This is a genomic window from Deltaproteobacteria bacterium (assembly GCA_011375175.1).
GTDB lineage: Bacteria > Desulfobacterota > GWC2-55-46 > GWC2-55-46 > DRME01 > DRME01.
Map to the genome: position 1 here is coordinate 1 of DRME01000039.1, position 14,655 is coordinate 14,655.

At 64.2% G+C, this 14,655-nt stretch carries 13 protein-coding genes; all 13 read right to left on the reverse strand.

Going from position 1 to position 14,655, the window contains the following annotated elements; genetic code table 11:
* Positions 1-1,497 (reverse strand): AMIN domain-containing protein (locus ENJ37_02535; protein HHL39361.1); only part of this gene is annotated, 1,497 nt, incomplete at its 3' end.
* Between the two features lie 65 nt (positions 1,498-1,562).
* Complete coding sequence (locus ENJ37_02540) at positions 1,563-2,087, reverse strand: hypothetical protein (GenBank protein HHL39362.1); 525 nt, start codon at positions 2,085-2,087, stop codon at positions 1,563-1,565.
* Positions 2,084-2,701 carry a pilus assembly protein PilO gene (locus ENJ37_02545; GenBank protein ID HHL39363.1) on the reverse strand — a complete coding sequence of 206 codons (618 nt, stop codon included), beginning with the start codon at positions 2,699-2,701 and terminating at the stop codon, positions 2,084-2,086. Before ENJ37_02545 ends, ENJ37_02540 begins: the two co-directional genes overlap by 4 nt.
* 5 nt (positions 2,702-2,706) lie before the next feature.
* Positions 2,707-3,249 (reverse strand): fimbrial protein, encoded by a 543-nt coding sequence (locus tag ENJ37_02550; protein HHL39364.1) that lies wholly within the window; start codon positions 3,247-3,249, stop codon positions 2,707-2,709.
* Positions 3,246-4,319: a type IV pilus assembly protein PilM gene (pilM, locus tag ENJ37_02555; GenBank protein HHL39365.1), complete on the reverse strand. Its 1,074-nt coding sequence runs from the start codon at positions 4,317-4,319 to the stop codon at positions 3,246-3,248. Before pilM ends, ENJ37_02550 begins: the two co-directional genes overlap by 4 nt.
* Before the next feature lie 171 nt (positions 4,320-4,490).
* Complete coding sequence (locus ENJ37_02560; GenBank protein ID HHL39366.1) at positions 4,491-4,730, reverse strand: helix-turn-helix domain-containing protein; 240 nt, start codon at positions 4,728-4,730, stop codon at positions 4,491-4,493.
* A 541-nt stretch (positions 4,731-5,271) separates the two neighbouring features.
* On the reverse strand, positions 5,272-6,048 hold the full coding sequence (locus ENJ37_02565) for a hypothetical protein (GenBank protein HHL39367.1): 777 nt from the start codon (positions 6,046-6,048) through the stop codon (positions 5,272-5,274).
* 86 nt (positions 6,049-6,134) lie between these two features.
* Entirely contained in the window at positions 6,135-11,711 is a 5,577-nt protein-coding gene (locus ENJ37_02570; GenBank protein HHL39368.1) for a pilus assembly protein PilY, read from the reverse strand.
* 55 nt (positions 11,712-11,766) lie between these two features.
* Entirely contained in the window at positions 11,767-12,078 is a 312-nt protein-coding gene (locus ENJ37_02575) for a hypothetical protein (protein HHL39369.1), read from the reverse strand.
* A gap of 92 nt (positions 12,079-12,170) precedes the next feature.
* Positions 12,171-12,698, reverse strand: a complete 528-nt coding sequence (locus ENJ37_02580) for a hypothetical protein (GenBank protein HHL39370.1) — start codon at positions 12,696-12,698, stop codon at positions 12,171-12,173.
* Between the two features lie 23 nt (positions 12,699-12,721).
* A complete protein-coding gene (locus ENJ37_02585) occupies positions 12,722-13,819 on the reverse strand; it encodes a prepilin-type N-terminal cleavage/methylation domain-containing protein (GenBank protein HHL39371.1) in 1,098 nt (365 codons plus the stop codon).
* Positions 13,756-14,214: a type IV pilus modification protein PilV gene (gene pilV, locus ENJ37_02590; GenBank protein HHL39372.1), complete on the reverse strand. Its 459-nt coding sequence runs from the start codon at positions 14,212-14,214 to the stop codon at positions 13,756-13,758. Before pilV ends, ENJ37_02585 begins: the two co-directional genes overlap by 64 nt.
* A complete protein-coding gene (locus tag ENJ37_02595; protein ID HHL39373.1) occupies positions 14,208-14,639 on the reverse strand; it encodes a hypothetical protein in 432 nt (143 codons plus the stop codon). The genes pilV and ENJ37_02595 overlap by 7 nt, the downstream gene beginning before the upstream one ends.
* Positions 14,640-14,655: the final 16 nt, after the last annotated feature.

The following is a 14,655-nucleotide window of genomic DNA, read 5'->3' on the forward strand; positions in this document are numbered from 1 at the left end:
ACCGGGACCGAAGCCGGCGACCACGGGGCCGGTATCGACCCGAGGAGCCGGGACCGGCTCCCCGGAAGCGGCCGCCTCCTCGACCGTCTCCTCTTTCTTGAAGGCCCCCTCCACCACTTCGGCGGGGCCGAAGCCGGCACTGGGGGCCGGAGGCGGAGATTCGGCAGCGGCCACGGGCGCGGCCTCCTTGGCCGAGACGGCCTCCAGGGCCGGAACGCCCTCGGCCTCCGTGGCGGCGGCCGCGGAGCCGGGGCCGTAGGCGGCGACCGAGGTGGGTTTGAGCCGCTCCGCCCGCCCGGGCGACATGAAACGCACCGTCACCACCTCGCCCGACTTCTCGGCTATATAGCCGGGAAGCGAGCCCTCGTCGCCCGCGTCGAAGACGAATCGCACCTTGTCGGGGTGACGCCCTATCCTCATGGCCTTTACGTAGGGGTCGTCGTACTCGATGCGGTAATGTCCAATGGCGCTGTCCACGCCCCAGATATCGACGACGATCCGCGCCGGGTCGTCGAGGGAGAAGGCGTTGTAGTTGCCTATGACGCCGTCGGCCCTTATGGTGAAGACCGACTCCTCCCCGACGCGCGTGCGTTCAACGGCGGTGAGTGTCGTGGCCTGCGGCGCCGGGGGAGGGGCGGCAGGGGGAGGGGCGGCAGGGGACTGGGGTTCCGGCCCGGCTTCAGGCGCGGAAGGCCCGGCGTCCGCCGGGGCGGCGGGAGCGGGCCCGGCCGCAGCCTGCCCGGGCGTAGCGGCCGCTTCGGGGATATCGTCGGCCGCGGCCGCCTCCCCGGCCGTCTCCTCCTTCCTGAAGGCCCCCTCCACCACTTCGGCGGGGCCGAAACCGGCCCTGGAGGCCGGCGGCGGGGACCCGGCGGCGGCCACAGGCGCGGCCTCCTTGGCAGAGACGGCCTTCTCGGCCGGCACGGCCTCCCCGGCCGGCACGGCCTCGGCCTCTGCAGCGGCGGCTTCGGCCGCGGCGGCGGGCTCAACGCCGCCCGTGAGACTGACCAGTATGCTACGGTCTCCGGAGGTTATCTCGTACTCCACACCCGGCCTCAGCCCTATGGATATCCTCCCTATGCGCCCGGCGCCCTCGCCGTAGCTCGACGCCGTAATCTCCGTCATGTAGGGGTTGTCCACCGTCATGGGCGAATCCACGGCGGAGACGTCCACGCCGGGCATGTCGATGACGAGCCTCGGCGGTTCGGTGAGCCTGAAGACGGTGTGCTTCGTAGAGCCCGTCGTCTCTATGAAGAGCGCGTCGCCGTCGCCCACGACGCTCACGGCCACGACGGCCGGAAGGGTCTCCGCCTCGCCGGCTTCGGGCCGGACCGGTTCCTTGACCTCCTCTCCGGCCGTCTTCGGGGGCGACTCCCCGGTGCCGCCATCCATCGTCCCCGTCGTGGCGCATCCGGACAGCAGAAGCGCCGCCGCGCAGATGCGGCAAAGATGTCTTAGCCGTGAAAGGCGGACAAGAAACTTCATAAAGCCCTCCATATATTGTTCCGCTCCGGCAAGCTTCCTGCCGGAGAGTCCGGTCCGGCGCCGAAGGGACGGGCGCCTCAGCGCGTCTTGCTGGGCAGCCTCACCTCGACGATGTCGGTCGAGACGACATCGCCGTACTCGTCCCTCGTTATCTCCTTGACGCGAAAGCCCTTGGAGTTTATGGCGACGATGCGCCCTTCCTTCGTCCCGATACGGTCACCCTTCTTCACGATGTAACGCTTGCCGTCGGGGGCCATCACCATGGCCCTCGGCTCTCCTATGCCGGAGACGATGGCGAGCAGCTTGAAGAGCTCGAGGTCGCAGCACTCGAGCGGTCCCTTGACCCTCTCCTCGACCACCACCTTCCGGCGGCGTTTCTTGGCTATGATGTAGGTCTGGAAGGGGTTGCGCGCCCGCCCCTCGAAGGAAGGCCTCTCCGGCTTCTCCTCCTCGACCTTTGCGGCCTCCTCCTTCACCGGCTCGGCCGGCGGGCTCGCCTTCTTTATGGGGAAGGGCTGCCCGGTCTGCTCTTCCTTGCCGCAGGAGGCGACGATGAGAAAGAGCGCCGCCGTGGCTATCGAGAGTGCGCCCCTCATGGTCATTGCGGCGTCCCCCCGGCACCCTCGGCGCCCGCGGCCTCGTCCGACGAGACGAAGCGGAACGTCGTCACTATGAACTTGGCGTTGAGCGTGGGGATGCGGCTCATCTCCTCCTTGGAGGCTATGTCCACCGTTCCGATGTTGACTATCCTCGGCAGCTCGCCGACCTTGACGCAGAACTTGAAGAGGCTCTCGTAGCGGCCCTCGACTATCATGTCCACAGGCACCTCGGCATAGAACCCCTTGGGTATCTCGGCCCGAGGCTTGAAGAGCACGATGTGAAGGCCCGCTTCTCCGGCCGCGTCGCTTATGCTCTTGAGCAGGTCGGGTATCTCCTTTTCGTTGGGGAGCTGGGCCAGCGCCTTCTTGAGCTTCTCCTCGAGCTCTTCGCGCTCGCGCTCGTACTTGGGTATGTCCTTTGCTATGATGCGGCTTCTCGTGAGCTCGCGCTCGAGCTCGGCGCTCCTCTGCTTGAGCCTCTCCACCTCGGCCTGCTTGGGCGCGAGCAGGAACTGGTAGGAGAGACCGGCCAGCAGGAGGTTGACGGCCGCTACGACGAGCGCCCTCTGCCACAGGGGCAGCTTGAGTACGGCGTCGAGCTTTATGTTGACGGCCACCTTGACTAACCCTTCTCTATGCGGAGCGTAAAGGAGACGAGATAGCCGTCCACGCCCTGGACCTTGCGCCTCTCGGCCACCTCGAGCTCAACCCTGCCCAGCCCCTTCTGCCTCTCCAGCCCCTTCATGAAATCGGCCACCACGTCGTCGGAAGAGGCGATGCCCCGGAGCACGATGAGGCTTCCGCGCTCCTTCAGCGACGTGAGCCAGGCGGTGTCGGGGATCGCCTCGCTCACCTTCACGAGCAGCTCCACGGGACCGCTCCGCCCCTTCTCGAGCTCGTTCACGATCTCGAGCTTCTCCTCGACCTTCCTCTTCTCCTCCTGTATCTTGTCGAGCTCGCCTATCTTCTTCTTCAGCGCCTTGAGCTCGGCCTCGCCCGCCGCTATCTCATCGGCAAGCTGCCCGGCCTCGCCCTGGACGATGAAGTAGAAGACACCGACAAGCGCCGTGACGAAGAAGGTCACGAGACCGGCCACGGTGAGCTGGAACCTTATGGACTCCTTCTTCTTGGCCGCCCTCACGGGCAGGAGGTTTATGCGGATCATCGGTCGGCGAACCTCCTGGTGGCAAGCCCCACGGCCACGCCGAAGTAGGGCCCCATCTCGCTCAGGTACTGGGACTCGAAGTGCTTGGGATTATAGATGACGCCGTTGAATGGGTCGGCCGTCTCCACGGGGATGCCCGTCGAGTCCTGCATCATCTCCTTGAGGCCCTTCACCTTGGAGCCGCCTCCGCTCAGATATATCTTGTTTATGAAGGCCCCCGGAGAGCCGCTGAGGAAGAAGTCGATGGAGCGGCGCACCTCGAGCACCACGTTGGTCGAAACGCTCTCGATGGCCTCATCGAGATCCGTGGTGTCCACACCCTCGACGACACCGCCCTTCTTGAGGGTCTCGGCGTCCTTGAAGCTCACGTTGAGCTGGCGCTGGATCTCCTCGGTGAACTGGTTTCCGCCGTTCGGCACCGAACGGGTAAAGCCGGTCACTCCGCCCATCATGACGCTTATGCTCGTGATGCTGGCCCCGATGTTCACCATCACCACGTTCTCGTTGGGCGCGATGGTGTAGTTTATCTCCATCATGTTCTCGAGGGCGAAGGAGTCGACGTCGATGACCACCGGGTTGAGCCCGGCCTCCTTGAGGACGTTGGTGTAGTCGTTTATGACGTCCTTCTTCACGGCCACGAGCATGACGTCCATCTGTCCCTTGCCCTCCTCGTCCTCGCCGAGTATCTGGAAGTCGATGTTCACCTCGCTCATGGGGAAGGGGATGTACTGCTCGGCCTCCCACTGGATCGACTCGGCCAGGTCCTCTTCGCTCATGGCCGGCAGGCTCACCTTCTTTATGATGACCGAATGGCCCGTGAGCGAGGAGACGGCGTCCTTGACCTTTATGCTGTGCTCCTTGAGGAGCTCCTTGACGGTATTGGTCACCGTCATGGAGTCGATGATGGAGCCGTCGACTATGGCCTCGGGCGGGAGGAAGGCGATGCCGAGTTTGCTGAGCTCCCAGCCCTTCTTGGCCTCGTCGAGCTGCACGACCTTGATGGAGCTCGAGCCGATGTCGATGGCCACCACATCCTTCTTCCTGAAAAGATTGAGCAGAGGTATGTCCATTGTCCGTCCACGTCCCCGCCCCGCAGGCGGCGACTCGAGGTCGGCCGCATTGGGCGGCCCCTTCCGGCCCGGCGCCGGGCCGGCTCCATCATGTCGATCTTACCGGAAAAAGACCCCCTGCGCCTTGACCGGAGTCACGGAAGGGCGGCGCCGGAAAAAAAGAGAGCGCCGCTAATCTCCGAAGACCTTGTCCTTGTCCGATATGTCGAGTCCCAGGGCGCAGATGATCTTGCGCTTGGTCTCGAGCCTGCAGGCAAAACCCTTTTCGATCCTGTCGATGGTGATCGGAGAGACGCCGGCCTTGCGCGCAAGCTCGGCCTTGCTCAGCAGCATGCCCTCCCTTATCTTCTTCAGGTTGTTGCTGTTGGCGGCCGCCCCCTGCGGCCCCTGTCCACCGGTTTTCTTAGCCATCTGAACGGACCTTTCCCGTCGACTTTAAGACCTGCCTGTCGCTTTGCAGCAAACTATATTGCACTTACAACAACTTGTCAATCTTTTTTGAAATTCAAGCATAATTAAATATAACTGCGCCACATGAGAAGGAGAGTTATAGGATATTATCGCCGGAGGGGAAAAGTACTTGAGGAGATTCTGAATAATAAGGGAAGTTCTGATTTATTGCGCTGAGGGAACCTTTTGTAAAAGGGTCACAGACCCACGGCTCCCTCAGACTCCCTCCAAAGACTTTTAACGCGAGTTGGTTTCCCCCTGTTTTGCCAAGGCAAAACAGGGGGAAACCAACTCGTATTGAAAGTCTTTGAAGGGGGCGTCCTGCCCGCGGCGGCTGCCTCGGGGGGCTGCACCGGGGGTTCGGCCCGCAAAGGCGTAAAAATCCCGCCTGGCGCGGGCCGAACCCCCGGTGCAGCCGAAGATCCGAACAACATACGATGGGGCAGGGGGAAACGTGGGCCTATGGCCCTTTTTCAGAAAGTTTCCCCCGGCGCGGGCGCTTCTATTCCAGTCCCACGGTGAAGCTCTGGAAGGCGACGGCGTCGCCGTCGCTTACGATGATGCGCAGACTGTAGGTGCCCGTCTCGCCCTCGAAGGGCCAGCGCAGCAGGCCGGTCTCCGGGTCGATGGTCATGCCCTCTGGAGCGCCCTCCACCGAAAAGGTCAGGGGGTCGCCGTCGGGGTCCCTGGCCTCGACCTGGTAGACGTAGACGCCGGAGTCGGCCTCGACGGGAGGAAAAGAGGTTATCTCCGGCGGACTGTTGGCGATCACGAGCCTGGGCGAGCTTATGGGCACTCCCTTTACCCAGCCGTCGTAAGGTGTGACGACGGCCCATACGATGTCGCCCTTCTTGAAGCCCGTTGTATCGAGGGTGTCGGTCGTGGCCCCGTCCACCGGTTCGTCGTTGCGGTACCACTGGTAGAAAAAGGTGACCCTGTCTCCCTCCCTGTCTTCGCCCCTGGCCTCGACCTTTACGGGTGTGCCGGGGGTGACGAGCCTCGGCACAAGGCGCAGGGCCACCACCTCGGACGGCGTATTGAGCTCAACCCTGGCAACGGGGCCGCTGTGAGCGGAAGCCTCCCGCCCCCCGCCGTCGCCTCCGCCGGCGGGCCCCGCCCCCTCCACCGACCTCTCCCGGACAGAAGGCGCCGCCTCCTTGCCTGCGCCGGCGCCGCCGCCGTCGCCGTAACAGCCCGCAAGAACGGCCACGACAAGCGCCGCCACGGCGCCCCTCGCCGTCCATATCCTCATCCGTCCGTCCGACACGGTGGCCTGCACGGGAAAGAACCTTTCCGAGACTCCGATTAATCATCCTTGGGGAAACTTTCTGCAGAAGGGCCACAGGCCCACGTTCCCCCCGCTCGTCACTTGAGGATGTACTTATAGATGATCTCCACTTCCGACTCTCCGCTGCCCGACTCCTCGCGCCAGCCCGCCGTGCCGCTGCGTTCTCCGCGGGTCTCGGCCTCCACCTCAATTATAGTACCTGTCGAGGTCTGGATAAAGCCTTTTGTCGACTTGCCCACGGCGAGGCCGACGGTGGTGGGCACGCCGGAGCCGAGCGAGGTCTTGGAGCTCACGATCTCGGTGCCACCCGATGTCTCGGTGCCTATGACGCTCTTTATGTAGGCCGTGCCGGTCTCGTAGTAGAGGGCGTAGAGGACGCTCGAGCCCTGGAGGGCGCATACGTCGTTGTTGGGCGTAAAGGCCGTGAAGAGGACGATTCCGCCGAGCACCGCCGCCTTTGAGAGCACCCGCTCGCTGGGCGAGCTCCCCGTGTCGGTGAGATCCACGTACCAGCCGTCGTAGGTGCGGGCCGTGGTGATGAGCGTGCCGTAGGAGACGTCGCCGGTGGAGCCGGGCACGTTCTGGACCTGGGTTGTCGAGCCGTAGTCGTTCTTGACGACGATGTTGGTCGAGTCCATGAGGTCGTTCTTGGCGTAGGTCGTCGTGCAGGAGCCGTCCCAGCAGGCGTCCTTTATGGCGTAGAACGTCTGCTGGTCCGAGTTGGTCTTGTCGGTGGTGCTGAGGTACCTGCCCGTGCCGAAGAAGACCCACTTGTTGCCCAGGGGGTCGGTCGATACGGAAGGGCCCACGAGCATGGGCTGCTCGCCGAGGCTTATGAGGGTCGAGAGCGTCCAGTTGGCCGGGTTGCTGTCTCCGCCGGTCGTTATCCTGTAGACCTTGCCCCACGTCCACTCCACTGGGTTGCCCGTCTTGTCGTAGGAGCTGCCGATGTAGATGGTGTCGGTCGTATAGTTGTCGTCCACGTCGCCGTCTATGGCGGTGGCGTCCCCCATGAAGGCGTTGTTGTCGGTGGAGAAGGTCCTGGCGAGGCTGCCGTCGAGGAGGTTGACGACGAATATCTTGCCCTGCTGGTTGCTCGACCCGTCGTAGCCGCGGCTTCCGCTGGGCACCTCGTTGTCGGGGCCCGAACCGACTATCATGTACCACTTGTCGGCGCTCGAGTCCTTTACGTGGACCACCGCCGGGTAGGCCGTGGTGAAGCCCAGTGCCGAGTCCGTGAAGCGCCACAGGAGCCTCGGCGGCTTTTCCGGGTCGGTCACGTCGAGGGCGTAATAGGCGGAACGGAAGGTGCGCGACGTGTCCGGCGTGCTCGCGTTGTTGTCGTAGTCGCCGGTGACGGTGATGGCGCCGCCGCCGAAACGCTGGCCCACTATGAGTATGGTGCCCCAGCCGCCGGGATGGGAGGTGTTCTGGCCGTCTACGCAGTCCGAGCCCGTCGGCGGATTGAGCGAGCTGTCGCTGTCGCAGAAGATCCTCACGTCGGTGGCCTTGGGCTTGAGGTCCACGCCGTATACGTGGGAGTAGCTGGTGTCGGCGAACCACTTGAGGTGGGGGAGGTTGTCGTAAGGGGCGAAGGCCCAGAGCTCGTCGCCGAGTTCGGGGAGCGGCGATGTCCAGCCGTTGCCCGACGAGGGGTTGGCGGCGAAGCTGCCGTGCTCGGTCACCGAGGGGGTGGAGGAGTCGTCGCCCGCCGTGTAGACGCCCGCATTGAGGGCGTGGAGCAGGCCGTCGTTGCCTCCCACGTAGACGATGTGACGCCTGTTGAGGTAGGCGCTCTTGAAGCTCGAGTAGGACGAGAGGCCGTAGATGAGGTCGTAGTTCTCGCTGGGCGAGGCCACGGTGGTGGGCGTGGAGTAGACGATGTCGCCCAGGGCCCAGACGCGCTCGGTGGCGTTGGTGCAGCCCGTCTCGAGGGTGGCGCCAGTTATGGGGACGCACCGGTTGCGGTAGCCGCTCACGGCGTTGCCGCGCGTGTAGTTTATTATATTCTGGGCCTCGGTCGTGTCGGCGGCGTTGAGGTAAGGGGCCAGGGTGGCCGCGTTGGCCGTCGTGACGGCCAGGGCCTCGCCGCCGAGGTTCGAGAAGTCGCCGTTGTCCACCGTGCCGTCGCCGTCGATGTCGACCCATGTATAGATGTTGCGGTCGCTCTTTGTCGCCTCGGCGAGCTTTTCGCCGGCCTCCCAGAGCGTGGAGAGGCTGTCCACGGAGACGGTCGAGGCGGGCGTCGAGGTGTCGGGGCTTCCGTCCTCGTCGGCGTCGGTGAAGAGGTCGGCCTTGACCTCGTTGGTGGCCGTGTCAAGGCGAAGCTGGACGATCTTGTCGTCGCTGAAGACGAGCTTGTTGTCGCCGTTGGTGTCTTCGCGGAGGTTGCCGTAGACGTCGAGGAAGAAGCCGCGGGTGAAGCCGAGCCACTTGCGCGTGGAGCCGTCGCTCAAGACCTTCTCGGGGTAGAAGTACGACTGGTAGAGCGCGCCCTCGCCCTCGGCGCTGGTTGCAAGTATCGAGACCGACGTGCCCGAGGCGCTGCGCTTGAGTATCTCGGCGAAGACCGCGGTGAGCTGCTGCTCGAGCTTTAAGGGGTTGGTGACGAGGAAATAGGTGTCGGGCGTGCCGTCGCCGTCACTGTCCCACTCGGCGTCGAGGTCGGGGATGTTGTTGTCGTTCTGGTCCTCGAACCCTCCCCACTTGGCCGCGTACCAGAGAGGATCCTTCAGAAGCGTGGCCGACGATGACGACGACGAGGCCGTGAAGGTCTTGCTCCACGTCATGGGCATGGAGGAGACGGTGCTCGGCGTGTCGCCGTCGGCGCTGCCCGAGTCCTGGTCCCTCACGGGCAGGTAGACGCCGTCCTCGGTCGTGCCAGAGATGACGAAGCCGAGGACCTGGTCGATGCACCCCGACGCGTAGACCGACGAGTCCACCGTGACGGTGACGTTGTTGCCCGAGACCGAGTACTCGTACTTGGCGATGGCGTCCATGTCGTGGTCGGCGCCCTGCTCGACGTCCTCGAAGTTTACGCGGAACTTTCCGCTCGATGAGCCTATGGTGTCGACGTAAAAGTCCACTATCTGGTTGGACGGACAGTAGGCGTCGGAAGAGCAGTTGGAGATCGTCATGCCCGTGGCGGAGTCGTAGCTGAGCGTGCACTTGGCGGCGCAGGCGCCGTAGGTGCTAAGGCATCCGCTCACCGACTTGCCTATGGGGATTATCTTCACCGTGTTGCCGCCGGCGTCGACCGAGATCTCCGGCACCGGCGACTGCAGCGCCACGCTGAAGGTCGTGACGTTGGGACGGCCTCCGTTGTTCGTGCCGAAGAGGGTCTTGCCGTAGTTGGCCACGGCGGCCGTGTAGTAGGTGCCCCGCTTGGTGGGCTCCTCGGGACAGAGGCCGCGGACCTGCCCGAAGTTGCTTACGGCCTTGGACGTACAGAGGGTGTCGGAGTCGGTCCCGCTCTGGCCGATGAAGATGTTGGAGCCCGTTATGCCTTCCTGGCTCCCTATCGTGTTTGTGAGCGTGGCCACGTCCAGCCCCGTGAGGTCGCCGGAGAAGCTCCCGAAGTAACTGCCGGGAAGCTGGTCCGAGTCGTAGCTCGGCGATACGTCGCTGAGCATTATGACGAAGGGCTTGGAGCAGGAAGGGAACTTGTTGTAGGGGTCGACCCAGGCGTTGCTGTTGGCCGAGGTGTTGTCGGCGTCGCTCTGGTTGGGGAGGCCGAGATCCTTGTCGTCCGTGCCAGTGTCGGCCGTGCCGGCGGCGTACTCCGAGACGGGGGCGCTCTTGCCGGCGAAGTAACGCATGGTCTCGTAGAGGAGCTCGCCCATGGGGTTGCCCCACATGCGGCACTCACCCTCGCTGAGGGGCCGCGTGGTTATCCAGCCGCAGTTGTCCTGGTACGCCTTGGAGCTGTAGCTGAAACCCGTCACCTTCAGGTTGTTGAGCGTCTTGAGGATGCCCTGGTTCTGGATTATGCCGACGTTGCGGTTGTCCACGTCGTGGGTTATGGCGTCGATGTTCCAGCGTATCACCCCTCCGCTCAGGTTCCTGGTGTAGCTCCCCGAGGCGAGTCCGAAGAACATCTGGCCCTTGTCTATGCATACGTCGTCGGAAGTGGAGCCGCAGTCGCTGTCGGTGTTGCACGAGGAGAAGGTCTTGGAGCAGACCTGCTGGGTCGACTCGCCGTACTTCTGGAAGAGGCCCTCCGGCTTCTTGGGCGGGCTGTTGGGGTAGGAACGGCAGTTGCTCTCCTCGCCGACGGACGAGTTGCAGACCTCGACGCGCACGTAGTAGTCCGTGGGCGTGCCGAGCGACGTGTCGCAGACGGGCCTCTCCTTGGAGGCCCACTCCCAGACCCTGTTGGTCTTGTTCTGGAGGACCCGGATCACTGGCGTGGCGCCGTCGGAGAGGCTCGTCACGCAGAAGAGGTGGCGCGACGTGACGCAGGTGATCGTGTCTCCGCCGTAGCCGGGCTCGCCGGTCTCGATGAAGCTCGAGACCATGAACCTGATGGTCTCGTCGGTGGGCACGTCGGGGGCCCTAATCGGCACGTTCACCGCGCTCTCGGTTCCGAAGACCGTCCAGACCGAAAGACCCGGCCTCTTGTACCACAGCCTCACTCCCTCCCAGCCCGAGTTCTCGCGGTGGCGCACGATGAGCCTGTACCAGCCCGGCGTGCTGAGGTCGATGGTGCCGTTGTGGTCCTGGCAGCCGCAGGGACCGTGTCCCCCGTAATAGGAGGCGACGACCGTGCCGTTCACCTCGACCTCCACGCCGTCGTCGCCGTCGATGGCGAAGGTCCAGGTGCCGGCAGTGGAGCTTGTGACCTGGAACTCGGCAACCAGTATGAGATTGCCCGTAGTGAGACCGTGGTCCACCGTGGGGTCGAGGCTCGAGTCGTTGAAGTCGTTCACGTAGCCGTAGGAGGAGTACTGGCAGGTCTGGTAGGAGCTCAAGAGCTGGCTGTGGTTGTCGCCGTAGACGCCGCTCACGGAGTCGTCGTAGGTGACCATGAGTATCTCCTGGCTCCTGCTCCACGAGGCGGCCGACGAAGGGAGGGTGCCGCCCGTCGCCGACGTGGCGGGGAAGGGCGTGAGGTCGTCGGCCTCGGCCCCGTAGAGCTCCTTGCCCCAGCTATGGGCGTCCTGCGGTATGAAGGCCCCTTCGAGCACGGTGGAGCTCGACGAGTCGGTCGAGCGGTAACCGCCGTAGAGGACCTTGCGCAGGGCGTCCATGCGGGAGGTGGTGAGCCAGTTGAGGAAATTTCCGCTCCACTCGCTGGCGCCGGAGCAGTACTTGTCGGCCGTGATGCTCGAGGGCACGAACCTGTCGGTGCCGGAGGTGGTATAGGTGTAGCACTTGTAGGGGTCGAAGTAGCCGTAGTAGTCGATGGAGTGCTTGTAGCCCACGTCGAGCACGCCATCGCCGTCGAGGTCCGAGGCGTCGTTGTAGGCCTCGTAGTAGAGCTTGTGGTCCCGGCCGATGAGCATCATCACGAGCGGCGGGACGGCCTCGCCTATGAAAGGCGGTATGGACGTGTAATCCGACATGGTCGCCGTCGTGGCTGCGCGCACCGGCGCGGAGGCGGCGCAAGTGACGGCGAGCACAAGTGTAACGGAGGCGACGGAAAACTTCTTCATGGCTCTCACCCCTTAAGGACTGCCGCAGTGAGGCGCTCTCTCGCAGGGCCGCGCCTCAACGGTACTTCTCGATGATTATCTCCATGGCCACGCCGTCCTCGTCCTTGACGGTCACCCTGTCGAAACGGCGCAGCTCGTCGAGGCGGGCCGGCTCCTCGTATACGGCGCCGCGGCGCTTTACGTGCTTCACCACCCTGGTCTGGCGGTTTACGCGGAAGGTCCGCCTGTCCACCTTTATCAGGCCGGGGGCCACCTCATCCACATAGCCGTTGTACCACTGGTGCACGGTCTCGGCCCGAACTCCGCCTGAGCCCAGAATCACGGCGGCCGCAACGGCCGCGAACAATCTCTTCGTCGTGCTCTTCATCACGCTGCCTCCCTGCAACAGGCAAAGCGCCCATGCCCATGATCGTGCGGCGCCTCGAAGAGGCGCCTGCCGCGGCGGCGGCGACGCAGGCGTCAGTTCACCGAGCCGCGGCTTGTCACCCTGTAGAGGATGCCGGTGCCCCCCTTGCTTATGGTGAGTCCCACACCCTCGTAGCCCGAGGCGAAGTCGAGCGCCGAGCCCGAGATGGTGGACGAATAGAGCCTGTCGATGTCGATCCGCACCTCCACCGTGCTGTTCGGATCCCCGCTCGTCAGGTCCGTTATGGTGACGTCGGGCGAGGAAGTCGGGGTGTCGCTGTCGTAGTCGCTGCCGCCGAGGATCTCGGACTGGAGGTTCGTCGTGTCGAGCCCCGTGATGATGCCCGTCGTGCCCGAGGGCGTGAGCGTATTGTTGACTATCGTATTCGATATGATCGGCACGGCAAGGTCCGTGCCCGCCTCGGCGCCGCCGAAGGCGAGGGACCCGCTCCTGGCGTTGCGCGATATCTGTATGTCTATGGTGGAGGTGTTGATCACCACGACGCCGAGGATGCTCACTATCACCATGAGCACGAGCATGGTCACCAGTATGGCTCCTCTGTCGTTGCCTGTGAGCTTCATCCTTCCTCCGCAGGAAAGGCCCGCTACTGGACGCGCGGGTTCCTGAGCTTGACGATCCGCGTTAATCTGCGCCTTCTGTATCCGTCGGCCGAGGCGCCGGTGCAGGACGAGTCGCCTGCGCGGTCCTCGAGGCAGAAGGGGTGGAACTCCTTCTTGCCCCGCGGGTCCTCGTTGCGCGTGCGGGCCACGATGCTTGCGCGCACGGCGATTATGCTCGTGCTGTCGCTCGGCGTGTCGACGAAGTCGTCGCTCCCGTAGGAGCCTCCGCTGTCTATGATGCCGTCGTAGGGCGAGACGTCGACGCCGTAGGCAAACTGCATGTCCTCTATGTTCTCGGCCACTATCTGCTCGTCGGTGGAGCCGAGGAGCCCCGAGTGGTCCTTCATGACGAGGCAGGGGTTGGAGGTCGAGCACCCCGTGACGGTGGTGCTGATCGAGTAGGTGACGGCATAGATTATGTACACGGGCGTGGTGTCGGGATAGGCCCTGTCAAGCGCAAGCGCCAGGCCCAGCGACTTGCCCGAGCCGCCGCAGCTTGCGCCCGAGGCCGAGGTGAGCTCCCTGTAGACCGAGCCGCCGATGTTTATGTACTTGCGCCTCGAGTCGAGAGAGCCGTTGGGGGCGAAGGCGCTGTCCGAGCTCACGCACAGCGTGGTGCTGCCGCCCGCGTTCTGGCCCGAGGCGCTGCCCACGAGGGTGGCCGCCTCGTAGCCTATGCCGAGGATGGTTATGGAATCGGGCGCGGTAGAGCTGTTGGTGTAGGTTATGGGCGAGCTGAAGCTGTAGGAGCCGAAGGTGAGGGTCGGCAGCACCTCGGGCGGCGTGGGCAGCCCGAAGCCCGCGTGGCGCAGGTCGCGGGCGAGCCTGTCCATGGCCACCCTCAGGTTCTGCTGGGCCTCCACCACGTCCTGCTCCACCTTGTAGGAGAAGTTGGTGGACGAGAAGACCACGTAGCCGGCAAGGCCCACGAGTGTGGCCAGGGCCATGGCTATGAGGACCTCTACGAGCGTGAAACCCCGCTGAGCTTTCTGCAAGACTCTCACAGCGTCCATCTTCTTCAGCTCACGATACTCTCCACGAGCGTCGTAACCGAGACGCTCCGGGACGTGACGGCGCCCCATGTGATCGTCACGGTCACGGTCGACACCTTGCTTATGGGCGAATCCGTCGAGACCGAGACGGTGCCCGCGGCGCCCGTGAGCCCCGAATCGGCCAGCCTCGAATACCACTGCGTGCAGTCGCCGAGGGCCGGGTCGCTCCCCGAACAGCCCGAGCTCGTATCTATGCCGTCATAGTCATCGGGCGTCATGCCGCCGTTGACCCTGATGCGGTCCACCATCTCCTCGGCAAGCTGTATCGCCACGGACATGTCGTTTGAGGAACGGGTGCCCGACATGGCGGTCGCCTGCATGCTGGCCGCGGCCAGAAGCCCCACCGATATGACGACCATCGATACGAGCACCTCCAGGAGGGTGAATCCCCGCTCGTCCGCCGCCCTTGAGACCTTCCCTAACATGACGTGCCGTCCACTATCATGAGGTTGCCCGTTATGGAGTTTATGCACAGGCTCTGGGTGAGCGAGGTGGTCGAGAGGGTGACCCGCCCGCCCGTGGCCGTGCCGTCGGGATAGAATATCTCGCGCGAGTTGGTTATGGTCGAGGTGTCGATCGAAACGCCAGGGAAGTCGTCGGCCACATCGGCCACCCTCTGCACCTGGTCGTCGCTGTTGCCCCACGTGGCGTCGGCGCCGCTGTTCTTGACGGAATAGGTGCTTCCTGAAAACTCGACGGCCCACTGTTTGCCCTCCTTGAGCGCCCTCATCCTGGCAAGCTGCATGTCCGAGTATATGGACCTCGCCGCCGAGCGCACGCGGTGCTTCTCTATGGTGGCGCCCGAGTAGAGGACCGCGATGGCCATCAGCCCGCCGAAGAGAGCGAGCACTATGAGAAGCTCCACA

Excerpts from the sequence above, each read along its gene's own strand:
- ENJ37_02540 (HHL39362.1), bottom strand. The coding sequence starts at position 2,087 with ATGACCATGAGGGGCGCACTCTCGATAGCCACGGCGGCGCTCTTTCTC.
- ENJ37_02550 (HHL39364.1), bottom strand. The coding sequence starts at position 3,249 with ATGATCCGCATAAACCTCCTGCCCGTGAGGGCGGCCAAGAAGAAGGAG.
- pilM (HHL39365.1), bottom strand. The coding sequence starts at position 4,319 with ATGGACATACCTCTGCTCAATCTTTTCAGGAAGAAGGATGTGGTGGCC.
- ENJ37_02560 (HHL39366.1), bottom strand. The coding sequence starts at position 4,730 with ATGGCTAAGAAAACCGGTGGACAGGGGCCGCAGGGGGCGGCCGCCAAC.
- ENJ37_02570 (HHL39368.1), bottom strand. The coding sequence starts at position 11,711 with ATGAAGAAGTTTTCCGTCGCCTCCGTTACACTTGTGCTCGCCGTCACT.
- ENJ37_02575 (HHL39369.1), bottom strand. The coding sequence starts at position 12,078 with ATGAAGAGCACGACGAAGAGATTGTTCGCGGCCGTTGCGGCCGCCGTG.
- ENJ37_02580 (HHL39370.1), bottom strand. The coding sequence starts at position 12,698 with ATGAAGCTCACAGGCAACGACAGAGGAGCCATACTGGTGACCATGCTC.
- ENJ37_02585 (HHL39371.1), bottom strand. The coding sequence starts at position 13,819 with ATGGGGCGCCGTCACGTCCCGGAGCGTCTCGGTTACGACGCTCGTGGA.
- pilV (HHL39372.1), bottom strand. The coding sequence starts at position 14,214 with ATGTTAGGGAAGGTCTCAAGGGCGGCGGACGAGCGGGGATTCACCCTC.